Source organism: Streptomyces sp. NPDC004539 (genome assembly GCF_040610055.1).
In the GTDB taxonomy this organism is placed as follows: domain Bacteria; phylum Actinomycetota; class Actinomycetes; order Streptomycetales; family Streptomycetaceae; genus Streptomyces.
The window spans coordinates 130,481-152,115 of record NZ_JBEXLS010000010.1 but is presented as its reverse complement, the minus strand read 5'-3'; the positions used below and the strand labels follow the sequence as shown (position 1 = coordinate 152,115).

Annotated in this window: 24 protein-coding genes; 9 read left to right on the top strand and 15 right to left on the bottom strand. The window is 73.3% G+C overall.

What is annotated here, in order from left to right; all coding sequences use genetic code 11:
- Nucleotides 1-36 precede the first annotated feature (36 nt).
- The gene (locus tag ABZX85_RS22065; protein ID WP_355871057.1) at nt 37-1,353 is read left to right on the top strand and encodes an NAD(P)/FAD-dependent oxidoreductase; all 1,317 of its coding nucleotides are present in this window, start codon (nt 37-39) and stop codon (nt 1,351-1,353) included.
- A 45-nt stretch (nt 1,354-1,398) separates the two neighbouring features.
- On the opposite strand, the gene ABZX85_RS22060 is transcribed toward ABZX85_RS22065, so the two are convergent.
- A complete protein-coding gene (locus ABZX85_RS22060; RefSeq protein ID WP_355871054.1) occupies nt 1,399-2,022 on the bottom strand; it encodes an ANTAR domain-containing protein in 624 nt (207 codons plus the stop codon).
- Nucleotides 2,023-2,164: 142 nt separating this feature from the next.
- Between ABZX85_RS22060 and ABZX85_RS22055 the strand changes: the two genes are divergently transcribed.
- A complete protein-coding gene (locus ABZX85_RS22055; protein WP_355871446.1) occupies nt 2,165-2,494 on the top strand; it encodes a helix-turn-helix domain-containing protein in 330 nt (109 codons plus the stop codon).
- A gap of 26 nt (nt 2,495-2,520) precedes the next feature.
- Here the strand turns inward: ABZX85_RS22055 and ABZX85_RS22050 are convergent, their stop codons facing one another.
- Genes ABZX85_RS22050 through ABZX85_RS22040 form a run of 3 tightly spaced genes read right to left on the bottom strand, consistent with a single transcriptional unit; the run spans nt 2,521 to nt 4,917 of the window.
- On the bottom strand, nt 2,521-3,723 hold the full coding sequence (locus ABZX85_RS22050; RefSeq protein ID WP_355871051.1) for a HAMP domain-containing sensor histidine kinase: 1,203 nt from the start codon (nt 3,721-3,723) through the stop codon (nt 2,521-2,523).
- A gap of 60 nt (nt 3,724-3,783) precedes the next feature.
- Complete coding sequence (gene cseB, locus ABZX85_RS22045) at nt 3,784-4,455, bottom strand: two-component system response regulator CseB (RefSeq protein ID WP_355871049.1); 672 nt, start codon at nt 4,453-4,455, stop codon at nt 3,784-3,786.
- Nucleotides 4,456-4,467: 12 nt separating this feature from the next.
- Nucleotides 4,468-4,917, bottom strand: a complete 450-nt coding sequence (locus ABZX85_RS22040) for a hypothetical protein (protein ID WP_355871046.1) — start codon at nt 4,915-4,917, stop codon at nt 4,468-4,470.
- A 215-nt stretch (nt 4,918-5,132) separates the two neighbouring features.
- On the opposite strand from ABZX85_RS22040, the gene ABZX85_RS22035 reads away from it, so the two are divergent.
- Nucleotides 5,133-5,375 (top strand): DUF6059 family protein, encoded by a 243-nt coding sequence (locus ABZX85_RS22035; protein WP_355871045.1) that lies wholly within the window; start codon nt 5,133-5,135, stop codon nt 5,373-5,375.
- A gap of 8 nt (nt 5,376-5,383) precedes the next feature.
- On the opposite strand, the gene ABZX85_RS22030 is transcribed toward ABZX85_RS22035, so the two are convergent.
- From ABZX85_RS22030 to ABZX85_RS22000, 7 genes are all read right to left on the bottom strand, one after another.
- Entirely contained in the window at nt 5,384-6,394 is a 1,011-nt protein-coding gene (locus ABZX85_RS22030) for a serine hydrolase domain-containing protein (protein WP_355871042.1), read from the bottom strand.
- Nucleotides 6,394-7,308, bottom strand: coding sequence for a hypothetical protein (locus tag ABZX85_RS22025; RefSeq protein WP_355871039.1), 915 nt, complete (start codon nt 7,306-7,308; stop codon nt 6,394-6,396). The genes ABZX85_RS22030 and ABZX85_RS22025 overlap by 1 nt, the downstream gene beginning before the upstream one ends.
- Nucleotides 7,305-8,225: a hypothetical protein gene (locus ABZX85_RS22020; RefSeq protein ID WP_355871036.1), complete on the bottom strand. Its 921-nt coding sequence runs from the start codon at nt 8,223-8,225 to the stop codon at nt 7,305-7,307. Before ABZX85_RS22020 ends, ABZX85_RS22025 begins: the two co-directional genes overlap by 4 nt.
- Nucleotides 8,222-8,899, bottom strand: coding sequence for a hypothetical protein (locus tag ABZX85_RS22015; protein WP_355871033.1), 678 nt, complete (start codon nt 8,897-8,899; stop codon nt 8,222-8,224). The genes ABZX85_RS22020 and ABZX85_RS22015 overlap by 4 nt, the downstream gene beginning before the upstream one ends.
- 11 nt (nt 8,900-8,910) lie before the next feature.
- Nucleotides 8,911-9,090 (bottom strand): hypothetical protein, encoded by a 180-nt coding sequence (locus ABZX85_RS22010; protein WP_355871030.1) that lies wholly within the window; start codon nt 9,088-9,090, stop codon nt 8,911-8,913.
- 146 nt (nt 9,091-9,236) lie between these two features.
- On the bottom strand, nt 9,237-10,361 hold the full coding sequence (locus tag ABZX85_RS22005) for a hypothetical protein (protein ID WP_355871027.1): 1,125 nt from the start codon (nt 10,359-10,361) through the stop codon (nt 9,237-9,239).
- A gap of 112 nt (nt 10,362-10,473) precedes the next feature.
- Nucleotides 10,474-11,121 carry a TetR/AcrR family transcriptional regulator gene (locus ABZX85_RS22000; RefSeq protein WP_355871024.1) on the bottom strand — a complete coding sequence of 216 codons (648 nt, stop codon included), beginning with the start codon at nt 11,119-11,121 and terminating at the stop codon, nt 10,474-10,476.
- A gap of 156 nt (nt 11,122-11,277) precedes the next feature.
- Here ABZX85_RS22000 and ABZX85_RS21995 point away from each other — a divergent pair, with 156 nt between their 5' ends.
- Nucleotides 11,278-12,660 (top strand): NAD(P)-binding domain-containing protein, encoded by a 1,383-nt coding sequence (locus ABZX85_RS21995; protein WP_355871022.1) that lies wholly within the window; start codon nt 11,278-11,280, stop codon nt 12,658-12,660.
- A complete protein-coding gene (locus tag ABZX85_RS21990) occupies nt 12,647-13,474 on the top strand; it encodes an SDR family oxidoreductase (RefSeq protein WP_355871019.1) in 828 nt (275 codons plus the stop codon). The genes ABZX85_RS21995 and ABZX85_RS21990 overlap by 14 nt, the downstream gene beginning before the upstream one ends.
- A 37-nt stretch (nt 13,475-13,511) precedes the next feature.
- Here the strand turns inward: ABZX85_RS21990 and ABZX85_RS21985 are convergent, their stop codons facing one another.
- Complete coding sequence (locus tag ABZX85_RS21985; RefSeq protein ID WP_355871016.1) at nt 13,512-14,477, bottom strand: pirin family protein; 966 nt, start codon at nt 14,475-14,477, stop codon at nt 13,512-13,514.
- Between the two features lie 148 nt (nt 14,478-14,625).
- Here ABZX85_RS21985 and ABZX85_RS21980 point away from each other — a divergent pair, with 148 nt between their 5' ends.
- A complete protein-coding gene (locus ABZX85_RS21980; RefSeq protein WP_355871013.1) occupies nt 14,626-15,210 on the top strand; it encodes a MarR family transcriptional regulator in 585 nt (194 codons plus the stop codon).
- On the top strand, nt 15,207-15,638 hold the full coding sequence (locus ABZX85_RS21975; protein WP_355871010.1) for a MarR family transcriptional regulator: 432 nt from the start codon (nt 15,207-15,209) through the stop codon (nt 15,636-15,638). The genes ABZX85_RS21980 and ABZX85_RS21975 overlap by 4 nt, the downstream gene beginning before the upstream one ends.
- A 113-nt stretch (nt 15,639-15,751) precedes the next feature.
- Here ABZX85_RS21975 and ABZX85_RS21970 read toward each other — a convergent pair whose 3' ends face one another.
- Nucleotides 15,752-17,161, bottom strand: a complete 1,410-nt coding sequence (locus tag ABZX85_RS21970; protein ID WP_355871007.1) for a PepSY domain-containing protein — start codon at nt 17,159-17,161, stop codon at nt 15,752-15,754.
- Nucleotides 17,162-17,299: 138 nt separating this feature from the next.
- Here ABZX85_RS21970 and ABZX85_RS21965 point away from each other — a divergent pair, with 138 nt between their 5' ends.
- Nucleotides 17,300-17,938 carry a peptide deformylase gene (locus ABZX85_RS21965; RefSeq protein WP_355871004.1) on the top strand — a complete coding sequence of 213 codons (639 nt, stop codon included), beginning with the start codon at nt 17,300-17,302 and terminating at the stop codon, nt 17,936-17,938.
- A gap of 279 nt (nt 17,939-18,217) precedes the next feature.
- Here the strand turns inward: ABZX85_RS21965 and ABZX85_RS21960 are convergent, their stop codons facing one another.
- On the bottom strand, nt 18,218-19,624 hold the full coding sequence (locus ABZX85_RS21960) for an NAD(P)/FAD-dependent oxidoreductase (RefSeq protein WP_355871001.1): 1,407 nt from the start codon (nt 19,622-19,624) through the stop codon (nt 18,218-18,220).
- Between the two features lie 116 nt (nt 19,625-19,740).
- Here ABZX85_RS21960 and trxA point away from each other — a divergent pair, with 116 nt between their 5' ends.
- Nucleotides 19,741-20,127 carry a thioredoxin gene (trxA, locus tag ABZX85_RS21955; protein ID WP_355870998.1) on the top strand — a complete coding sequence of 129 codons (387 nt, stop codon included), beginning with the start codon at nt 19,741-19,743 and terminating at the stop codon, nt 20,125-20,127.
- 8 nt (nt 20,128-20,135) lie between these two features.
- On the opposite strand, the gene ABZX85_RS21950 is transcribed toward trxA, so the two are convergent.
- Nucleotides 20,136-21,566, bottom strand: a complete 1,431-nt coding sequence (locus ABZX85_RS21950) for a benzaldehyde dehydrogenase (RefSeq protein ID WP_355870996.1) — start codon at nt 21,564-21,566, stop codon at nt 20,136-20,138.
- Between the last annotated feature and the right edge of the window lie 69 nt (nt 21,567-21,635).

The window sequence follows — 21,635 nt, the reverse complement described above, 5'->3', positions numbered from 1 at the left end:
CGCGCCCCGTGGCGACGCCGAACCCCAGGAGCCCTCATGAGCCGCCCTCGTATCGTCATCGTCGGAGCCGGCTTCGCCGGATACCGAGCGGCCCGTCACCTCGCGCGCGCCGCACGCGGACGCGCCGACATCACCGTCCTCAACCCGACGGACCACTTCCTGTACCTGCCGCTGCTCCCCCAGGTGGCGACCGGCGTCCTGGAGCCGAGGCGGATCACCGTCTCCCTCCCCGGCACCCTGCGCGACGCCCGCCTCGTCCTCGGCGAGGCCGACCGTGTGGACCTCGACGCCCGGACCGTTCGCTACCTGGACCCGGAGGGCGGTACGGGGGTTCTGGAGTACGACCGTCTGGTCCTCGCCGTCGGCAGCGTGAACAAGCTCCTGCCCGTGCCCGGCGTCGCCGAGTGCGCGCACGGTTTCCGCGGCCTCCCCGAGGCGCTGTACCTGCGCGACCACATCACCCGGCAGCTGGAACTGGCCGCGACGGAGCGGGACGAGCAGGCGGCCCGCTGTACGTTCGTGGTCGTCGGCGCGGGCTACACGGGCACCGAAGTCACCGCCCAGGGCCGCCTGTTCACGGACGCCCTGCAACGCTCCCGCCCCCGCCACGAGGCCCTGCCCGTCCGCTGGCTCCTCCTCGACACCGCCCCGCGCATCCTCCCGGAACTGGACGAGAGGCTGTCCCGGACGGCGACGCGGGTACTGGGCGAGCGGGGGGTGGAGGTACGGACGGGTACGTCCGTGACGGAGGCGAAGCGGGACGGAGTCCTCCTGACGGACGGCGAGTTCGTCCCGACCCGCACCCTCGTGTGGTGCGTGGGGGTCCGCCCCGATCCGCTCGCCGAGTCACTCGGTCTCCCCCTGGAACGGGGCCGTGTCCTCGTCGAGCCGACCCTCCAGGTGCCGGGCAGGCCGGAGGTGTTCGCGTGCGGGGACGTGGCGGCCGTCCCGGACACCGACCGGCCGGGTGAGTTCACGGCGATGACCGCGCAGCACGCCTGGCGGCAGGGGAAGGTGGCGGCGGAGAACGTGGCCGCGTCGTTCACCGGCCGCCCGCAGACGCCGTACCGCCACAAGGACCTGGGGTTCGTGGTCGACCTCGGCGGGGGCCGGGCGGCGGCCGACCCGCTGGGGCTCCCGCTGTCCGGGCTCCCCGCCGGGATCGTCACCCGCGGCTACCACCTCGCCGCGCTGCCCGGCAACCGGGCCCGGGTCGCGGCCGACTGGCTGCTGGACGCCGTACTTCCGCGCCAGAACGTCCAGTTGGGCCTCGTGCGCGCCGCGTCGGTCCCGCTGGACACGGCCTCGCCCGAGCTCGCCCGGGTCCCGGACGGGCCCGGCGCGCAGACGTGAGCTTCTCCGCGAGGAAGTTGGCCGAGACGCTTCGGCGCCCTCGGGTCAACCGCCCCCGCCCGCCCCGGAGTCGCTCACGCTCGCCACGGCCTTCGTGAGGTGGTGGCGGACCGGCTCCGGCAAGGGCTCGCCCTGGACGGTGGTCACGACGTTCGACGCGAGGCGGTACAGCTTGGTGTTGGTGTTCTGGGACGCCTTCACCAGGACGTTCCACGCCTCGTCGGGGCTCAGCCCGAAGGACGCCATCAGGATGCCTCTGGCCAAGTCGATGTCGGGGCGGGTCCGCAGGGCGCGGCGGAGCTGGACGACCTCGCGGCGCAGTTCGTCGTCCTCGACGAGCAGGGAGCGGGTGTCGGTGAGGGCCAGCAGGCGTTCCGCGACGGGGCTCACGGCGGTGACGGTGAGCGACTTGCCGTCGGCGAGGGCCTGCCGGCGGACCGTCAGCAGCACGTTCAGTGTCGAGCAGTCCCAGAACTCCAGTGCGCCGAGGTCGAGTTCGAGCCGCCGGACCGGTTCGCGCAGCGCAGCGCGCAGGATCTGTTCCAGTGACTCGCTGTCGTCCAGGCACAGTTCGCCGCCCACGCTCACGACGGCCCGGTCGCCGTCGCGGCGTGCGCTCACCGAGGGCGGGGTGTGCCGGTTTCGTGTCGGTACGGTCGGGTCGGGCATGGCTGCCTCTCCGTGGGTACTCGCTTACGGGTTCCCTTCCCCAGAGTTGTGCCGACCGCACCACCCGTCAAGGGATACCGGAATTCAGGTTCGCGCTTTTGGACACGTGAACACACAGCCGTAGGATCGACGTATGGCCGCAGTGGATGGGGTGCCCGAGTCGCACGCGGGATGGACGTTCCTCACCAACCACGCGCGCGTGCTCGCCGCCATCGCCGACAACCGCAGCGCCCGCATCCGTGACATCGCGGCCCGCTGCCGGCTCACCGAGCGCGCCGTGCAGAAGATCATCGCGGATCTCGAACAGGACGGCTATCTGTCGCACACGCGCAGAGGCCGGGGCAACGACTACGACATCGACCCCACGAAGATCCTCCGCCACCCCGCCGAGGCCGGCCTGACGGTCGCCTCACTGCTGACGGTGCTGGCGAAGGACGAGGCGGAACGCCAGAACAAGGTGCACGAAAGCTGACGCCCCACCCGCCGTCCTCCCCGGCCTCATTCCCCCGCGGGCAGCCTCAACTCCGTCTCCGCACCCCCCTCGGGATGGTTGCGGAACGTCAACTGCGCCCCCAGCAACCGCGCCTGACCGGTCGCGATGGTCAGCCCGAGCCCCGTGCCGCCCGTCCGCGCCCCCGTCCGGAACCGCTGGGGCCCGGACGCGTGCAGGATCGCGAGAAGGTCGTCCGCGAACCCTGGCCCGTGATCACGCACCCGCACGACAGCCCCGTCGACCGTGACGACGACCGGCGCGGCGCCGTGCCGCAGCGCGTTGGCGGCCAGATTGGTCAGCACCCGCTCCACCCGCCGCGGATCGGTCGGCACCACCGCGTCCGCCACGATCTCGACCGTCACCCCCGCGAGCCCCGACACCGCCCGCCGAGCCATCGCGCTGACCTCCCGCTGCTCCCGCTCGACGGTCACCACCTGGGCGTCCATCCGGGCCACCTCCAGCACGTCCTCGACCAGCCCCCGCAGCTTGCGCACGCTGTCCGCGATCAGCTCCGACGGCCGCCCCGGCGGCAGCAGCCCCACCGCCGTCGACATCCCCGCGACCGGCGTGCGCAGTTCGTGCGCGATGTCCGCGGTGACCCGGCGTTCCGCTTCGAGGCGGGCGCCGAGCGCGTCGGCCATGGTGTTGACGGAGGCCGCGAGGCGGGCGATCTCGTCGTGGCCGTGCGGGTGGACGCGCGCGTCGAGGTCGCCCTCGGCGATGCGTTCGGCGGTGCGCGCGGCGGCGGTGGCCCGGCGGCCCATGCGCATGCCGAGCAGGAGACCGGCGAGGGACACGACGGCGGTGGCGGCGGCGCCGGTCGCGAAGAGGGTGCGGTCGAGCGTGGACAGGGCCCGCTCCTCGGGCCGGTAGGAGCGGCGCAGGGAGAGCACCTTGCCGCCGGCGACGGGGGTCGCCGCCCACAGCACGCCGTCGTGGAGATAGGTGACGCGCACCTTGTCGCGCACGGCGTGGACGACCGGCGCCGGCAGGCCGGGGCGGTCCAGGCGGGCCGGGGTGCGGCGGCCGGCGGCGTGGTCGTAGGCGGCGGTGACCATCTCCCGGTCGAAGGCGGCGCGGGCGGTGGTGAGCTGGTCGGCGGCGGTGAGCCGGTGCACGAGCACGCCGACGGCGCCCGCGACGCAGGCCGCCGCGACGGCCACCGCGAGGGCGACCTTCGTACCGAGACTGGAACCGGGCCTCTTCATGGGCGACGGGTCTGCTTCATGGGCAACGGGTCCGTTCACCTCTCGTCGTCGACGGGCTTGTCACGTGCGCAGTTTGTAGCCGAAGCCGCGCACGGTCTCGATCCGGTCCCGGCCGATCTTCGCGCGCAGCCGCTGGACATGGACGTCGACGACCCGGGTGTCACCCGACCAGGCGTAGTCCCAGACCCGTTCGAGGAGGAGGTCCCGGGAGAGGACGCTGCCGGGCGCGGCGGCGAACTCGCCGAGCAGTCTCAGTTCGGTCGCGGTGAGCGCGAGCGGCTCCCCGCCGCGTTCGACGGTCAGGGAGGCGGGGCAGAACTCCAGGTCCCCGAAGCGCAGTCGGGCGGGCTCCGCGGCGGACGCCTCGCCGGGTGTCGCGCGCCGCAGCAGGGAGCGGATACGGGCGACCAGGACGGGCCCGTCGAAGGGTTTGGTGACGTAGTCGTCGGCGCCCGCCTCCAGGCCCATCACGACGTCTATCGGGTCGTTGCGCGCGGAGATCAGCAGCACCGGCACGCGCGACTCCTCCCTGATCCGCCCGGCCAGGCTGACCCCGTTGAGTCCGGGCAGCATGATGTCCAGGACGGCGACGTCGGGCCGGCGTTCGCGGAACAGGGCGAGTCCGCTGACCCCGTCGGCGGCGGCGCGCACCTGATAGCCGCGGGCCTCCAGGGTGAGCTGGGTCGCCTCGCGGATCAGGTCGTCGTCCTCGACCAGCAGTACCTCGGGCACGGCTGCCCCCTCTCATTCGTCCGGAACGTCAAGGACCAGGTCGTCGAAGCCCACGGCCCAGAACGGCGCGGGCGGTGTCACGGGCTTGAGGGACGCGTGCCCGTAGAACGCGACGTCCCCGCGCCGGACCAGTCCGCTGAGGGTGATCCGGACCCGGTACTCGGCCGTCTTCCCGTCGGCGCAGCCGGCCGTGCAGCCCGTGTCCTGCGCGACGCCGGTCGACGTCGGCCGGGCCGTCCCCCAGCCCTGCCAGCGCAGCCCCTGGAGGTAGACGGTCTCGCCCGCGGCGACCTCGGTGGGGTGCTGCCAGGCCCTGCCGTACACGTCACCGATGTACGTCGGCCCCGTCCACGGCGCGGCCGTCACCGCCGGGCCCTCGACCCGTACCCCGCCGTCCGGCCTGCCGCACGCGGCGAGGCAGACGGCGAGCAGCGCACAGGCCCCGGCCTGCCGAAACCGCATCACCGCTCCTTCCGGCCACGCGGAGTGACCGCGAGGACGGCCACATCGTACGTAGCGGTCCGGCGCCCGCTTGTAACAACCGTCCGGCGATCCGTCATCAGCGTGTTTCCAGCGCTCCTCGACCGGTCGTGGAGGACGCCCGCACAGGATGCGGGCCCAACGGGTCCCGGCGGTGAGGCGGTTGGTCGATGGTGGTGCGCTTCCTGAAGAGATTCGTGCGCGAACTGATCAGAAGCGCGCAGGTGATGGGCGCGCTCGCGGTGGGGATGACGCCGGAGGTGCTGGACGAGAAGACGGCGCCCAAGGCGGCGGAGAAGGCACCGGAGAAGGCACCGGAGCCGCCCGCACCGGCGCCTCCGCTGGGCACGGGACTGCCGGGCCCCGGGCATCCGGAGCGTCCGGTCCCGCACGTCCCGCCGACCGCCGAGGAGCGTTCGCTCTGGTCCCGGCTGCGCTGAGGGTGCCGTCAGGCGTCGGCCCGGCCGGACTCCGCGGGGACCGCCGGCGGAGTGGCGGTGGCGGCGAGGGCGTGGAGGAGTTCGTGCGCGACGGGGACGAGACGGCAGCCCCGGTGGTGGCGGTTGGCGAGCGCGACGACGGCCGTCCCGGACGCCGGATGGAACCCGGCGTACGCCTGCTGTCCGAAGGTGGCCCCGCTGTGGAAGAGCACCGGCCCGTGCTCGGTGTCGTGCTGGAACCAGGTCAGGGTGTGCGTCTCCGGGGGCCGTCCACGCCGCAGTTGGGGGACGACGACCCGGCGCAGCGCGGGTCCGAGCGGACCGCCGGGGGCGAGGTGCGCCTCGACGTAGGTGAGGAGGTCGGCGGGGGTGGCCCGGACGGACGCGGCGGGCGCGAACGCCCCCATCGAGGTGCACGGCACCCGGGTGACCCCGTCCTTGCGGTGGCCGACGGCGTCGGTGGGCGCGGGAGTCGCCCCGGTCCGGGTCAGCCCCAGCGGGGTGAGGACCCGCTCGGCGAGCAGGTCGGGGTACGGGGTCCCGGCCGCCCGGGCGAGGGCCTGGCCGAGGAGGGCGACGCCGAAGTTGGAGTAGTTCCAGTGCGTGCCGGGCGCGTGCCGGAGGCGGGCCCGGGAGAAGGCCGCCAGCAGCTGGTCGGTGCCGTAGCGCGTGTAGGGGTTGCGGCGGGGGTGCAGGAGCACGCCGGGCAGCAGGTCGTGGGGGACGCGCGGCAGGCCCGAGGTGTGCGTGGCGAGGTGGCGCAGGGTGATGGGGGTGCGGTGCACGGGCAGGTGCGCGGCGAGGGAGTCGTCCAGCCCGATCACCCCCTCGTCGGCCATCCGCGCCGCCAGCAGCACGGTGAACGTCTTGCTCAGCGACCCGAGTTCGTACCGCAGCGGCCGTACGACACCGCCCGACCCGACGACGGTCCGCCTCCCGCGCCGGGAGATCCCCACGACGGCGTCGGGCGCGTCGATGAGCTGGAGGGCCTCGGTGAGGCGGGCGTCGAGGGGCGGCATCAGCCGAGCGCCCGTGAGGTGGCCATCGCGGAGGCGAACGCGGCGACGAGGGTGGGGTGGTGGAGGAGGTCGAAGACCTCGCCGGGGTCGCCCTCGGGCATGCCCCGGTGGATCGGCATCGCGCCGTTCGGCGCCTGGGCCGCCGCGTACCGCTCCCAGATCTCGGCGTCGAGCCCCGGCCGGGGCAGGCAGGCGTCGACGACGAGGAGTTCGCCGAGCAGGTCCCAGTGTTCGAGGTCGGCCCAGGTCTCCAGCCAGGCGGGGAGGTAGCGGTCGAGGTAGTCGGCGATGTCGGGCGGGATCGCATGCGGCTTCTCGCCCCAGTTGGTGACGTGGAAGACGGTGTGGGTGATGTCGTAGGCGATGTGGAGCTGGACGGACCACGGCTCGGGGAGCTGGCCGAGCCAGGTGCGGCGGAGGATCTCGTCGAAGTCGCCGCTCGGGGTGAGCCCGATCCGGCGTTCGGCGCTGAGCAGGGCGAGCTGCCGGTTGGGGGGCCGTTCGACGGCGGCCCAGCTCCGCGTGCGCCGGGAGACCGCGAGCATCTCCTCCAGGCCGGGGTGGCGGTAGCCGCTCTCGTGGAACGGGACGTACACCTCCAGCGCGACCGGTGTGTGCGGCTCCTGTTCCTGGAGGGCCGCCAGCACGCCGCCGCCGTCGAGGAGTTCGCGCCACGCGAAGTCGAGGAGGGCCCCGGCCCGCTCCCGCTGCCGGGACCCGGCGACGCCCTCGCGGAACAGCACCCGGGTGTTGACGGCGAGTTCGCCGACGGGTTTGAGGCGCTCGCCGAGGGCGAGTCCCGAGACGTGGTCCTCGGGGGTGATCCGGAAGCGGTCCCTGTTGGTGTCGAGCCAGTCGAGGGCCCGCTCGCCGACCCGGTGCAACAGGGCCGGAGAGGCTGCCGTCACGGTCATCGCGCGGGGTTCCTTCCGGAGAGGACGTCGGGGGTGTCCCGGGCTTCGAGCGCCGTGCGGGCCAGCGTCGCCGCGAACGCCGTCGCGAGCGTCGCGTGGTAGCAGGCGCGGAAGGAGTCCCGGGGGAAGTTCTCGTGCTCCGGGACGGCGCCGTCCGCCGACTGGGCCCCGGCGAGCCGTGCCCAGGCCGCGTCGTACGGATCGGCGCCGGGCAGGCAGGCGCCGACGGCGAGGAGTTCCGCGACGAGGTCCCACTCGCCCTCGGCGAGCCAGCCGTCCAGCCAGGCGGGCAGCCACAGCCGCAGGTAGTCGGCGGCCTCCCGGTCGAGACCGGTCGGGTCGGCGCCCCAGTCGGTGACGTGGAAGACGTCGTGGGTGAGCCCGTAGGCGGTGCGGCGGTCCAGGGCCCAGGGTTCGGGGCGTTCGCCGAGCCAGGTGCGGGCGAGTTCGGCGGCGGGGTCGGTGTGCGGGGTGACGCCGGTGCGGCGTTCGGCGATGAGCAGGCCGAGGGTGCGGGTCGGGGTGTCGCGGGCGATGCGCCGGGCGCGCAGCCGGGTGGTGGCGGCGATCAGTTCGTCGGTGACCGGGTGGCGCAGTCCGGCCTGGGCGAAGACGCCGTAGATCTCGACCGGGTAGATGGCGTGCGGTTCGCGGTGGACGAGTTCCGCGAAGAGCGCGCCCTCGTGGGTCTCGGCCCAGGTGAACGCGAACAGGCCGGCCGCCTCGGCGCGCAGGTCCGCGCGGGGGTGGCCGGTGGCGATCCGCCGGGTGAGCTGGGCGAGTTCGCCGAGGGGCTTCCAGGTGAGGTCGCGGTCGGCGTCGGTGGTGGCGTCGGGCGGGAGGCGGAAGGCGTCGCGGTGCGCGGCGAGCCAGCGCAGGGCCCGCCCGGCCGTGCGGTCCAGGTCGGCGGCGGTCACCGGCCGGGCCCGAACAGCCGTCGCGCCGCCTCCACCTGGAGACCGACGCGGGGATCGGCGGCGCCCCACCGGCCGACGAAGACGAGGCCCGCGTCGAGCCCCAGCGAGTCCGGAACGCCGGGCAGCCGGGCCAGCCAGCGGCCGACGCCCGCCGCCTGGAGCCAGTCGCGCCGGCGCACCGCGCGCACGAAGCCGCGCGCCAGGTCGACACTGCGCTCCGCGAGCCGCTCCTCCAGGTCCGGCGCGAGTCCGGGCGCGGCGAGGGCGGCGAGCTGCGACACCTGGTACGACAGCCGCGGCCACGGTTCGCGCGCCGTCCAGTCCGTGTCGGGTACGCCGCCTCGGGGCCAGGCGCCGGGCAGCAGGGTGCGCGCCGCCTCGGCGAGCCCGTGGTGGCTCCACGCGGAGACGGCGGAGCCCGCGGTCGGCGGGTAGGCGGCGAGAGCCTGGCGGACGAGGGGCCCGTCGTCGTCGGCCGGGCCGGGGCCCAGGGTGTACGGAACGAGGGTGTCGGCGCCCAGTACGCGGACGGCGGCCGGGGTCAGGGGGTCCTCGGGGCGCAGGACGCGGGACACGGCGTAAGGGCCACCCTCGCGCAGGGCGAGGGTGACCCCGGTTGCCGCGTCGGCGACCGCAGTGTGCAGGGGGACCGCTTCCTGGGCCTGCTCTGCCAACGCGGCTCCCCTCAGCTCTTCGCCGGCAGCTTCGGGCGGGGGGTCGGCGGCGAGAGCAGCAGCAGACCGCCGACGAGAAGGAGGCCCGCGCATTCGGCGCTGTCCCGGTAGACGCCGTCCTGTTCGGGCGCGTCCACCAGATGGTCCACCTGGACGGTCAGTTCGGTCGGCAACGTGCGTTCCATGCCCATGGAAATCAGCTCCTTGAGAGGGGATGACATAACAAAGCTTATATTTCCGACAAATCACCGCAAGTCGACCATCGGGGCGTCGCTGCGGCCGAGTTGTGCGCGGCGGGGCGTACGGCTCCGGGGCGATCAGCCCCTCCGGACGGGATTCACCCGGACGGCGTCCACGTCCCGTCCGCCAGCGCGGCGAGGACCTCGCGCTTCAACTCGGCCCGCCGGGGGCTGGAGACGAGCGCCAGGGGCAGCACCCCGTCGCGCTCCTCGTACGGCGCGAGCGCGGCCAGGACGTACGCGTACTCGCCCGGGTGGCGCGCGACCAGGAGCGCGCTGGCGCCCGCCTTCGCCTCGGCCGCCGCCAGGACGTACGGGTTCTCCCGGGCCCGTTCGCGCAGCGCCTGGGTGAGCTGGCGGACGTACCGCTTGTATTCGAGCCGGCGCTGCTGGAGCGCGGCGAGGAAGCGGCGGGCGTTGAGGACGCCGGTCGCCTCCGGGCGGGGCAGCGCGTAGAAGTCGTCCGGCAGGACGCCCAGCGCGTGCGGGGTCTCGGCGCGGGCCCGCACCGCCGTCGTCCGCCCCAGCTCCCGCAGCGCGTTCTCCCACCGCCCCAGCAGCAGCGGATGCCGCAGCGCCGCGTTGCGCCCCTCCTGGTCCTTCGCGTCGTCGGCCGCGGTGTGGCGTACGACGGCGTCGGCGGCGGCGAGCAGGCCGTCGACCTCCGGGCTGCGGGGCGCGGTGAGCCAGCCGTGGGCGCAGGCGTACTCGATCTGTTCGTGGACGTCCCGGAACGACGGCTCGCCGCCCTCCTCCAGGACGCCGATCCGGTTCCGCTCACGGGTGAGGAGGCCGGCGTACTCGTCGGGGAACGCGGTCCTGAGCCAGCCCTGCGCGGTGAGCCGGGAGTCGGTGCCCGCCCGGCGCTCCACGCTGCCCAGGAAGTCGTGCCGACGCAGCTTCTTGACCAGCACGCTCGCCTCGTTGCGCCGCACCCGCACCCGGCGCAGCCGGTGTTCCGTGGTCTCCAGGCGCGGGTCGTGGGTGTAGCGCATGCGTTCCGTGGCGACCTGGAGCTCGCCGTCGGCGCACAGCAGGGCGTCCTGCCAGTCCTGCCGCCACTCCGCCTTGCGCAGCAGACGCCGGGTGCGCTGCGGGACGTAGCCGCTGACCGCCTCCGCGATCGCGACGGTGACCAGGTTGTCGAACCGGTCGCTGATCAGGGGCACCAGTTCGTCCGTCGGTACGTTCTCGACGTCCGCGAGACGGATCTTCTCCACCACGCCGACGGAGCCTACCGAGCGGACCTGTGCCCCACCCGCCCAGCACGCTTTCCGCACAAGGGAGTTCGGGTTCTGCGCGGTCGGGATCACCATCTGCGCGAGAGGGTTCGGATCAGGCGCATCCGGTCGCGTTTCCGGCGGCGGCCTGCCGCGTGAGGAGTACCTCCAGGAGGTCGAACACCCTCTCGGGACCGCTGCCCTCCGGGTCCGCGAGCCACGCCAGGATCATGCCGTCGATCACCACGGCCAGCAGCTCGCCGAGCGCCTCGCCGCCACCGGGCAGGTCGACACCGTTCTCGGCCATCCAGGCCGTCGCCACCTCGGTGGAGGCTTCCCGGTACGCCGTGTACTGACGGCGCGCCAGGTCGCGCAGGGCGGGGGTGCGCAGCGCGAGAGCGGTCAGTTCGTAGAAGGCCAGCTGACGGCCCGGCCGCTCCGCCTCGTCGCGCCGCGCCACTTCGAACGCGGCCCGCAGCCGGCTCTTCACCCCGGGACCCGGCTCGGCGGCAGCCGCACCGGGCACCGCGACGGCGGTCGCGCGCAGCTCCTCGATCACCTCCGCGATGATCACCTCGAAGAGCTCCTCCTTGCCGGAGAACCAGTAGTGGAACATGCCGTGCGGCAGCCCCGCCTCCTGGGTGATGCGGCGCGTGGTGGCCGCCGCCACCCCGTCCCGGGCGATCACGGTGCGTGCGGCGTCGAGCAGTTCGGTACGGCGCGCGTCGTCGGGCCGTCGGCGCGGGGAGCGGGTGCTGGGCATGGGCTCATCGTTCCACACGACCCGACTTGGTCATTCGGCCAGGTCAATCGCCCGGCACAGCGGCCGGAGCCCTCACGGAAACACTTCTGGTCACTTGACTTGGCCAAGTGACCAGATACGCTCGTCCCCACGCTCCCCCAGAGAGGCGGCCTCCTCGTGACCACGCTTCCACCCGTCGTCCCGGCACACTCCGACCTGCCCGTCGCGATCGTCGGAGCCGGCCCCGCCGGGCTCTCCGCGGCCCGGGCCCTCAAACGCCTGAAGATCCCCTACACGCAGTTCGAACGCCATTCCGACGTCGGCGGCATCTGGGACATCGACAACCCCGGCAGCCCCATGTACCGCTCGGCGCACTTCATCTCGTCCCGCGACAAGTCGGGGTTCTTCGGGTATCCGATGCCGAAGGACTTCGCCGACTACCCCACCCGGGAACAGATCCTGCGCTACACCCGGTCCTTCACCGACGCCTTCGGACTGCGCGACGCGATCCGCTTCGGCACCGCGGTCTCCGCCGTCCGCCAGGACGAGGACGGCGCGTGGACGGTACACACGGACCGCGGCGACACCCGCGCCCGGGCGGTCGTCTGCTGCTCCGGCGTGACCTGGGACTCCGTGACCCCCGAGGTGCCCGGCTCCTTCGACGGACAGCTCATGCACTCCGTCGACTACACCGAGCCCTCGCTCTTCGCGGGCAGGCGGGTGCTGGTCGTCGGACTCGGCAACTCGGGCGCCGACATCGCCTGCGACGCCGCCTCCTCCAGCGCCGCCCAGGCGTTCATCAGCACGCGGCGCGGCTACCACTTCGTCCCCAAGCACACCTTCGGCATACCGTCCGACGAGACCGAGTGGCTTCCGGTCTGGGCCGAGCGGCTCGCCTACGGCGTGGTCCGGCGCGTGATGATCGGCGACGTCTCCCGGTGGGGGCTGCCCCGCCCCGATCACCGGCTCTTCGAGTCGCACCCGCTGCTCAACACCCAGCTGCTGCACCACCTCCAGCACGGGGACATCACGGCCAAGCCCGGCGTCGCGCGGTTCGACGGCGCCGACGTGGTCTTCACCGACGGTTCCCGCGAGCGGATCGACCTCGTCCTCTTCGCCACCGGCTACCGCACGAGCATCCCCTACGTGCCCGCCGACTACTTCCCCTGGAAGGGCGGGCGGCCCCAGATGTACCTCAACGCCTTCAGCCGGGAGCGGCACAACCTCTTCGGGCTCGGGTTCCTGGAGGTCAACTCCAGCGCGTACACCCTGTTCGACCGGATCTCCCAGGTCATGGCGCAGTACCTCGACGACCAGTCGCGCCGTCCGGACCGGGCGGCGAGGTTCGCGAAGCTCGTCCGCGAGGACCGCCCGGACCTGTCCGGCGGAATCAGGTTCGTCGGGTCCGACCGCCACGCGGCCTACGTCGAGATCCGCGCGTACCGGAAGTACCTGCGGTCACTCACCAGGCGGCTCGGCTGGGCCGACATGTCACCGGGCATGTTCGACGGCATCCGCGCAACCACTTCGGAAACGGACTCCCGTCATGTCGCCCACTGACTCCAAGCCCCTGGCCCTCGTCACCGGCGCGGGCGGCGGAATCGGCCTCGGGGTGTCCCGGATGCTCGCCCGGCGCGGCTTCCAGGTCATCGCGGTCGAAGTGGACGGGGAGGCGGCCGACCGGGCGGCGCACGCCATCGGCGCGGACACGATCGCGGTCGTGTGCGACGCCACCGACCGCGCACAGGTCGGGGCGCTGTGCGCGCGCGTCCGCGGCGAGTGGTCCGCGCGGCTCGACGTCCTGGTCTGCAACGCCGGGGTCGTCGTCCCGGGCCGGGTCTCCGACGCCGATCCGGCGGACCTGGACACCCAGCTGTCCGTGCTGCTGGCCAGTCCGCTCCAGGTCATCGCGGCGGCCACGGAGGGGATGCGGGCGCGTGGCCGGGGACATGTCCTCGCGACCGTCTCCATGGGCGGCGTGCTGGCGCTGCCCGGCTCCGCGGCGTACTCGGCGGCCAAGGCGGGACTGCGTGCCTTCCTCGCCGCCCTCTCCGCCGAACTGCGCGGCACCGGCGTCGCGGTGAGCGGCGTCTACCCCAGCGGCGTGGACACGGCGATGCTGCGGCACGAGGCGCGGCACGGCGGCAGCATGCTGAACTTCGTGGGCAAGATCCTCTCCGTGGACGACGTCGTACGCGGCTACGAACGTGCCCTGCGCACCCGGCGCCTGGAGGTCTTCCTCCCCTTCGGTGACAGCCTCGTCTCCCGCGCCATGGCGCTCTCCCCCGGCCTCTCGAACCGGGCGATCCCGTTCATGGAGCGGGTGGGAAGGCGTGGGCACGCGCGGTACCTCAGCCGCAAGGGCCTCACGTAGGACCGCCGGGCGCCGCCGCGTCCCGGGTGGCCGGTCTTCAGCGCACTCGGCCGCGCGGCTTCAGCGGTGTCGTCGGCAGTTCCGGGGCCGGGAGCGGGGCGCCGTCGTACCCCTTCACCTCCCCGAAGCGTGTCCCTTCCGTCCAGTCGCGGCGTGCCTGCTCGATCTCTTCCTGGGACCGTCCGATCCAGTTCCAGAACATGACGAGTTCCTCGTCGAAGGGCTCGCCGCCCAGGAGCATGACGCTCGCGTCGGAGGCCGCGCGCAGGGGGAGTTCGGTGCGTCCGCAGCCGAGGTAGAGCATCGAGCCGGGGAGGACGGGGACGCCGTCCACGTGGGTCTCGCCGGACATCGCGAGGACGGCGTACTCGAAGTCCGGTTCCAGGGGGAGGCGGACGTCCGTGCCCTCGGCCAACGTGAGGTCGGCGCCGGTGATCGGGGTGTAGGCGGCGCCCGGGGAGGCGGCGCCGTCGAGGGTGCCGAGGATCAGGGTCGCGGTGAGGCCGGGGGCCGTGACCTCGGGGAGCGCCGCGTGGTGCTCGAACCGGGGTTCCGTGTGGCGGTGGGTGTCGGGGAGGGCCACCCAGAGCTGGGCGCCGTGCAGGAGGCGGGCGTGGTCGCGGGGGCTCTCCTCGGAGTGGCTGATGGCCCGGCCCGAGGTCATGAGGCCCAGTTCGCGGGGGCGGATCGTCTGGAGGCTGCCGGTGGAGTCGCGGTGCAGGACCTCGCCGTCGTGCAGCCAGCTGACGGTCTGGAGGCCCATGTGGGGGTGCGGGGGGACCTGCATGCCGGGTTCGCCCGCGATGTCGTCCGGACCGTAGTGGTCGACGAAGCACCAGGCTCCGACCATCCTGCGGCCCAGGTTCGGCAGCAGGCGGCGGACTTCGGTCGAGCCGCCGAGCTGGACCCGGCGGGGGGTGAGGAGTTCGCGGACCGGTTCCGCCACGACGAATCCCCGGCCGCCGCAGACGGCGGGCGCCGGGGCCCGATCAAGGTTGCTCATGGGGCACAACCTAGACCTGTGGGCGGGGTCGCGTCTGCCGTCGGGAACGGGTGGTGCGTGGGGATGAGGGCGAGGGTGGGGCGGCCCGTGAGAGTGAGGGGTGGAAAATACTAGCCATGGACATAGTAGCCATGTACAGTATCGAGGCATGAGCACAGGAGACGAGAAGGCGACGCACGGCTATCTGGTCTGGCGTCTGGCCAACAAGTGGCGCGTCGCGGTCGACCGGGCCCTGACCCCGATCGGCCTCACCCACGCGCAGTACGTCGTCCTCGCCTCCCTGCACGGCATGCGCCGCACGGGCCTCACCCCCAGCCAGCGCCAACTCGCCGACCACACCGGCCTCGAAGCGCTGTACGTCTCCAAACTCGCCCGCGCCCTGGAGTCCGCCGGACTCCTCGCCCGCGAGAAGGACCCCAAGGACCCGCGCGCCATGCGCCTCACCCTCACCCCCGAGGGCCGCACCGTCACCGGACGCGCGATCGGCGTCGTCCAGACCCTTCTCGACCAGCTGCTCGCACCCCTCGGGGGGCAGGACGGCGAGCGGGCGGAAGCGTTCGCGGCCGAGCTGCGCGCCCTGCTGGAGACACCTCTGCTGACGCCGCTGGAGGCATCGCTGACGGCTTCCCTGGAGCAGCCTCCGGCCGGCCCTCCGACTGACCCTCCGGCCGGCTCCGTCACCCGTTCCGGCGACCCCCGTACCGACGACGACCCCCCTCAGGAGCAGTCATGACCACCGTCGACGGCCGCACGATCGGCCTCGCCCACTACGCCGGACGCGCGCTGGCCGAGCGCGTCCTCGACCGCCACCGACTCGCCTTCCTCGACCACCTCGCCCTGCGCGCGGCCCACACCGCCGACCTCCCGCCGACGCCGGAGGAGCTGGCCGCCCGCCTCACCGCCGACCTCAAGGAGGACCCCGCCCGGTCCCGCCGGGCCGTCGACTCCCTCGTCACGCGCGGCCACCTGGAGTTCGACGGCCCCGGCCTGCGCCCCTCCCCCACCGGCCGCGCCCTCTTCGCGACGGCCACCGCCGAGGTCGCGGAGGTCTCCGCCCGGATCTACGCCGGCCTCTCCGAGGAGGAACTCACGGCGGCGGGTCGCGTCCTGGAGCAGGTGACCCGGCGGGCGAACGCGGAACTGGCGGCGCTGGGGACATGAACCGGGGGCGCCCCGAGGACATGAACCCGGATGGCGCACGACGGACGGAGGCCGCGTACGACGGACGGGGCCCGGTTCCCGTCCTGGAACCGAGCCCCGCACACCCCCTCGCCTCAGACCGCCGCGGCCTTCTTCCGCCGGTGCGCGATCTCGCCCAGCACGACGTCCACCGCGATGAACGCGGCCAGCGGGATGCCGAGCAGCGGGACGAAGTAGCCGAGCGCGGCGACGGCCGCCATCGCCGGTACGAGCACGTAGGGCGGGACCTCGGCCCACGCGCCCCTCGGGATCGGCCGCCCGAAGGAGCTGCCCCGGCCGCGCTTCCACCACATCAGATAGCCCCAGACGATCATCACGATCAGCGCGAGGGCCAGCAGCATCAGGGCGATCTGGTTGACCAGCCCGAACAGGACGCCGGTGTGCAGGTCGATGCCCCAGCGGGTCAGCTTCGCGAGGACCGGGTAGTCCGCGAACCGGACTGTGTCCGTGACCTCTCCCGTCGCCGGGTCCACGGCCACCGCGTCCTGCTTCTCCGGCCAGCTGCGCTGGACCTGGCGGACGACGTAGGCGGACTCCGCGTCCGCCGGGGGCACTATCTCGACGGGGTCACCGAGGTTCTTCGCCCGTGCCGCCGCCAGGACCTTGTCCAGGCCGACGCCGTGCTCGCCGGTGCCGCCGGCCGCGGAGGCGGAGCCGTGGCCGGAGTGTTCGCCGCCGGAGGCCGCCGACGAGACCGAGGGGGTCGTCTGGCCGAGGGAGGTGCGCAGTTCCGTCACGCTCTCGCCCGCGTACTTCGACCAGGTGAGGCCGGTGGCGGAGAGGAACACGAAGCCGAGGGCGACCCAGACGCCGAGGGTGCCGTGCAGGCCGAGGGTGCGGCGGCGGCCCGTGGTGCCGCGGACCTTGCGCAGGGCCCTGCGGCGCGAGAACCACAGGGCGACGCCGGCCAGCGAGATCACCCACAGCCAGCTCGCGGCGAACTCGCTGTACAGGCGGCCGTTCTCGCCGAGGCGCAGGTCGCGGTGGAACTCGTCGATCCAGGTGCGGACGGGGAGGGCGCCGGTGGAACCGTACTGCTCCAGGGCGCCTCGGACCTCCGCGGTGTAGGGGTCCACGAACACGGCGAGGGTGTGGGTGGGGGCGACGCCCGCCACGCCGGTCAGCATCACGCGGGTCGTCGCGTCGTCCTCCGGGGAGGGTCTCACCGCGGAGACGGTTCCCTCCGGGTGCGCCTTCCTGGCGGCCTCGACCTGCTGGGAGATGGGGAGTTTGGTGTCGCCGACGGGGATGGTGAGTTCGTGCGCGTACACCATCTTCTCGACCTGGAACGAGGCGGCGTACAGCAGCCCCGTGAGCGCGGAGACGAGCAGGAAGGGGGCGACCAGGATTCCGGCGTAGAAGTGCAGCCGCAGGGCGAGGGGGCGCAGGGGCGCCCAGGGACCTCGCTTCTTCGACGCCGGCTCGGTTGTCGCGGCGTCGTCTTGCGGGGCCTCGTCCGTCGTGGTCGAGGGAGCGGTGGACATCGGCGGGGTTCTCCGGGGGCTGGGGACGGGTGGCTGTCAGCCGTTGCGGTTCAGTAGTCGGGGTGGGGGGTGGGTAAGTTCCCGGCGGCTTGAGTGACCTGCGTCACACGATCTCCCGAGCCGTGGCATCCTGGCCCCATGCCATCCCCGAACAGCCGCCTCACGGACCAGATCGAGCAACTCCTCGCCACGGACGGCCCGTTGCGGATCGTCTCCGCCGGAGAACCCGTCCTCCGCGCGGGCACACCCCCCTACGAGGGCCAGCTCAGCCCCGCCCTCCTCGCCCGCCTCATCGACGCCCTCCGCCTCACCATGCACACCGCCCCCGGCGTCGGCCTCGCCGCACCCCAGGTCGGCGTCCCCCTGCGCATCGCGGTCATCGAGGACCCCGCGACCGTCCCAGCCGACATCCGCGAGGCCCGCGCCCGCGTCCCCCAGCCCTTCCGGGTCCTGATCAACCCCTCGTACACCGGGGTGGGCCCCACCCAAGCCACCTTCTACGAGGGCTGCTTGAGCGTCCCTGGCTACCAGGCCGTGGTGACCCGCCCCTCAGAGATCCACCTGACCGGCGAGGACGAGAAGGGCCACCCCATCGACGAACACTTCTCCGGCTGGCCGGCCCGAATCGTCCAGCACGAGACGGACCACCTCGACGGGATGCTGTACCTGGACCGGGCGGAGCTGAGGTCCCTGACGGCGAACGAGGTCCTGGCGGAGAGATGGACGCAGGCTACGCCGGGGGAGGCTGCGGAGGGGTTGGGGTTCGAGTTGCCGTAGGGACGAGGGGCGGCAGGGGGTGCGCTCACAGCAAAGAGAACGCAAAGCATCATGAAACGCCCAGGCTGGGAAGGGTGCGCTCCGCGCGAGCGGAGGTGGTCCGGAATTTCACATGCCTACTGCGGGAGTAGCGGGGTGCGCTCCGCGCAAGCGGAGATGTTCCCGCGTTGCTCGCTGAATACGAGCCCACCGGTATGCACCCTCTCCGCGTCGGCGGAGCCGTTTCGCGGCGCCGGGTTGAATTGCCCGGCGCCGGATCAGGCCCCCCGTCCGCGCCCCCTACTTGTCGCGATACGCCTCCAACAACCGCAGCCACACCTCACTGATCGTCGGATAAGCGGGCACCGCGTGCCACAGTTGGTCGATCGGTACGCGGGCCGCGATAGCAATCGTGGCGGAGTGGATCAGTTCGCCGACTCCTGGGCCGACGAAGGTCACCCCTCGGAGGATCTCGGCCTCCACATCGACCACCATGCGGGCCCGCCCTTTGTAGCCCTCGGCGTACAACCCCGCCCCCGCGACGGACGAGAACTCGACGTCGACCGCGCGGACTCGGTGGCCCGCGGACTCCGCCTCCGCCAGCGTCAGGCCGGCCGAGGCCGCCTCGGGGTCGGTGAAGACGACCTGGGGGACGGCGTGGTGGTCGGCGGTGGCGTGGTGGGCGGGGCCGAGGGGCGCGCCGGAGACGCGGGCGGTGATGGCGGCACCGGCGATGCGGGCCTGGTACTTGCCCTGGTGGGTGAGGAGGGCGCGGTGGTTGACGTCGCCGACCGCGTAGAGCCAGTCCGTGCCGGTGACCTGCAAGGTGTCGTCCACCGACAGCCAGGACCCCGGCGTCAGCCCGACCGTCTCCAGCCCGAGATCGTCCGTGTGCGGCGTCCGCCCGGTCGCGAAGAGGATCTCGTCCGCCTCGACGAAGTCCCCCGTGTCGAGGGCGACCCGCACCACCCCGGACTCCCGTGTCACCGACTCGACGCCGACCCCCGTCCGGATCTCCGCCCCCGCCTCCCGCAGCGCCTCCGTGACGAGTTCCCCGGCGAACGGCTCCATCCGGGGCAGCAGCCCCCCGTCCCCCCGCACCAGCACCGTCACCCGCGACCCGAACGCCTGGTACGCCGTGGCCATCTCGACGGCGACCACTCCCCCGCCGACGACGACGAGCCGCCCCGGCACACTCTGGGAGCTCGTGGCCTCACGACTCGTCCAGGGCCGCACCTCAGCGAGCCCGGGGAGCGGCGGCAGCGCGGCCCGCGTCCCCGTCGCGACGACGACCGCGTGGCGCGCGGTGAGCGTCTTCGTGCCGACCGTCACCGTCCGCTCCCCGCTCAGCCGCCCGTGCCCCCGGAACAGGTCCGCCCCGATCCCCTCGATCCAGGCGACCTGCCCGTCGTCCTTCCAGCCGGACGTGAACCAGTCGCGGTGGGCGAGGACGGCGGGGACGTCGAGCGGACCGGCGACGGCGGTCCGCAGCCCCGGCACGCGCCGCGCGTCCGCGCGGGCGATCACCGGCCGCAGCAGCGCCTTGCTCGGCATGCACGCCCAGTACGAACACTCACCGCCCAGCAGCTCACTCTCGACGATCGCGGTGCTCAGCCCCGCCGCCCGAGTCCGGTCGGCGACGTTCTCCCCGACCGGCCCCGCACCGATGATCACCACGTCGTAGGGAAGGGTTTCCGTTTCACTCATGGGGTCAGTCTGCTGGGCGGCGTACGGCAGGGCCACAGGGGTAGGGGCCCGGAATACCGACACCCCCGGGCGTGTTGGCCGGGACGGATGCCCCCATACGGAAGAGGTTGGACACCATGAGCAGCACGGTCGAGCTCACCAAGGAGAACTTCGACAAGACGGTCACCGAGAACGAGTTCGTGCTGATCGACTTCTGGGCGGCCTGGTGCGGCCCGTGCCGCGCCTTCTCGCCGGTGTACGAGAAGGCGGCGGAGGCGAACCCGGATCTGGTGTTCGGGAAGATCGACACGGAGGCGCAGCCGGAGCTGGCGGCGGCGTTCGGCATCCAGTCGATCCCGACGCTGATGATCGTCCGCGACCAGGTCGCCGTCTTCGCCCAGCCGGGCGCCCTGCCCGAGGCCGCCCTCACGGACGTCATCGGACAGGCGCGCAAGCTGGACATGGACGAGGTCCGCAAGTCGATCGCGGAGCAGCAGGCCAAGGGCGACTCGGCCACCGAGTAGGACAACCCTCAGAACGGGTACCCCGCCACATCCCCCCGCACCGTCGTCCACCGCACCTCCGTGAACGCCTCGACGTTCGCCTCGCCCCCGAACCGCGCCCCGTTCCCGGACGCGGCGAGCCCGCCGAAGGGCGCGACGGCCTCGTCGTTCACGGTCTGGTCGTTGATGTGGACGATCCCGGTGGGGATGCGGGCGGCGAGGTCGAGCCCCCGGGTCACATCGGGGGTGACGATGCCGAGGGAGAGGCCGTACGGGCTCGCGGAGGCGAGGGCGACGGCCTCTTCGGCGGTGTCGAAGGGCCGTACGGGGGCGACGGGCCCGAAGACCTCCTCGGCGTAGGCGGGGGTGCCGTCGTCGGCGTCGGCGAGGACCGTCGGCCGGTAGTACCGCTCCTCGTGCGTCCCCCCGGCGGCGAGCTTGGCCCCGGCCGAGGCGCTCGCCGTGACCAGCGCGTGCACCTTGGCGAGCTGCCCGTCGTCGATGAGCGGCCCGAGGTGCACCTGCTCGCGGTAGGGGTCGCCGACGGCGAGCGAGTCGGCCTTGGCGGCGAGGCGTTCGACGTACTCGTCGTAGAGCGAGCGGTGGACGAGGTGGCGGCCGGTGGTCATGCAGATCTGGCCCTGGTGGAAGAAGGAGCCCCAGGCGGCGGTGGAGATGACGGCGTCGAGGTCGGCGTCCTGAAGGACGATCAGCGCGGAGTTCCCGCCGAGTTCGAGGTGGACCCGCTTGAGATGCCGCCCGGCGAGTTCCCCGACGGCGCGTCCGGCGCCGGTGGACCCGGTGAACGACAGGACGGGCACCCGGGGATCGGCGACGAGCGCGGCCCCGGTCTCCGCGCCGCCCGGCAGCACGTGCAGCAGCCCCTCCGGCAGCCCCGCCTCGGCGAACACCGCCGCGAGCGCGTGCCCCCCGCAGACCGCCGTACGCGGATCGGGCTTCAGCACGACGGCGTTGCCGAGCGCGAGCGCGGGCGCGACGGACCGGATGGAGAGGATCAGCGGCGCGTTGAAGGGCGCGATGACGCCGACGACTCCGGCGGGCACCCGGCGGGTGTAGGAGAGCCGGGGCTGTTCGCTGGGCAGGAGCTGTCCGGTGGGCCGGGAGGCGAGGGCGGCGGCCTCGTAGCACTCCTGGGCGGCGACGTGGAGTTCGAAGTCGGCCTTGCCGGGTATCGATCCGGATTCGCGTACGAGCCAGTCGCGCAGTTCGTCGGCGTGCGCGGTGAACAGGTCCCCGGCCTTGCGCAGGACGGCGGCGCGCGCGAAGTGCGGTACACCGGCCCACTCCCGTTGGGCGGCCCGCGCGGCCTCGGTGGCGGCGCCGACGTCCGCGGGGCCCGCGAGGCTGACGGCGGCGAGCCGTTCGCCGGTGGCGGCTTCGACGACGGGGTGCTCCCCGCCCGGGTGGGTCAGCCAGGTCGAGGGGTCGAGCAGCGGCATGTCGGCTCTCCGTTCGGCGGCTCCGTACGGCGGCCCGCGGGCGTCCGGTGCCCGGCGGGCGCGCGCGGT

Bases quoted from the DNA above. Each gene is read 5' to 3' on its own strand.
- ABZX85_RS22065 (WP_355871057.1), top strand. From the start codon at position 37: ATGAGCCGCCCTCGTATCGTCATCGTCGGAGCCGGCTTCGCCGGATAC.
- ABZX85_RS22060 (WP_355871054.1), bottom strand. From the start codon at position 2,022: ATGCCCGACCCGACCGTACCGACACGAAACCGGCACACCCCGCCCTCG.
- ABZX85_RS22050 (WP_355871051.1), bottom strand. From the start codon at position 3,723: ATGAAGAGGCCCGGTTCCAGTCTCGGTACGAAGGTCGCCCTCGCGGTG.
- ABZX85_RS22040 (WP_355871046.1), bottom strand. From the start codon at position 4,917: ATGCGGTTTCGGCAGGCCGGGGCCTGTGCGCTGCTCGCCGTCTGCCTC.
- ABZX85_RS22030 (WP_355871042.1), bottom strand. From the start codon at position 6,394: ATGCCGCCCCTCGACGCCCGCCTCACCGAGGCCCTCCAGCTCATCGAC.
- ABZX85_RS22025 (WP_355871039.1), bottom strand. From the start codon at position 7,308: ATGACCGTGACGGCAGCCTCTCCGGCCCTGTTGCACCGGGTCGGCGAG.
- ABZX85_RS22010 (WP_355871030.1), bottom strand. From the start codon at position 9,090: ATGGGCATGGAACGCACGTTGCCGACCGAACTGACCGTCCAGGTGGAC.
- ABZX85_RS22000 (WP_355871024.1), bottom strand. From the start codon at position 11,121: ATGCCCAGCACCCGCTCCCCGCGCCGACGGCCCGACGACGCGCGCCGT.
- ABZX85_RS21990 (WP_355871019.1), top strand. From the start codon at position 12,647: ATGTCGCCCACTGACTCCAAGCCCCTGGCCCTCGTCACCGGCGCGGGC.
- ABZX85_RS21985 (WP_355871016.1), bottom strand. From the start codon at position 14,477: ATGAGCAACCTTGATCGGGCCCCGGCGCCCGCCGTCTGCGGCGGCCGG.
- ABZX85_RS21980 (WP_355871013.1), top strand. From the start codon at position 14,626: ATGAGCACAGGAGACGAGAAGGCGACGCACGGCTATCTGGTCTGGCGT.
- ABZX85_RS21975 (WP_355871010.1), top strand. From the start codon at position 15,207: ATGACCACCGTCGACGGCCGCACGATCGGCCTCGCCCACTACGCCGGA.
- ABZX85_RS21970 (WP_355871007.1), bottom strand. From the start codon at position 17,161: ATGTCCACCGCTCCCTCGACCACGACGGACGAGGCCCCGCAAGACGAC.
- ABZX85_RS21965 (WP_355871004.1), top strand. From the start codon at position 17,300: ATGCCATCCCCGAACAGCCGCCTCACGGACCAGATCGAGCAACTCCTC.
- ABZX85_RS21960 (WP_355871001.1), bottom strand. From the start codon at position 19,624: ATGAGTGAAACGGAAACCCTTCCCTACGACGTGGTGATCATCGGTGCG.
- trxA (WP_355870998.1), top strand. From the start codon at position 19,741: ATGAGCAGCACGGTCGAGCTCACCAAGGAGAACTTCGACAAGACGGTC.
- ABZX85_RS21950 (WP_355870996.1), bottom strand. From the start codon at position 21,566: ATGCCGCTGCTCGACCCCTCGACCTGGCTGACCCACCCGGGCGGGGAG.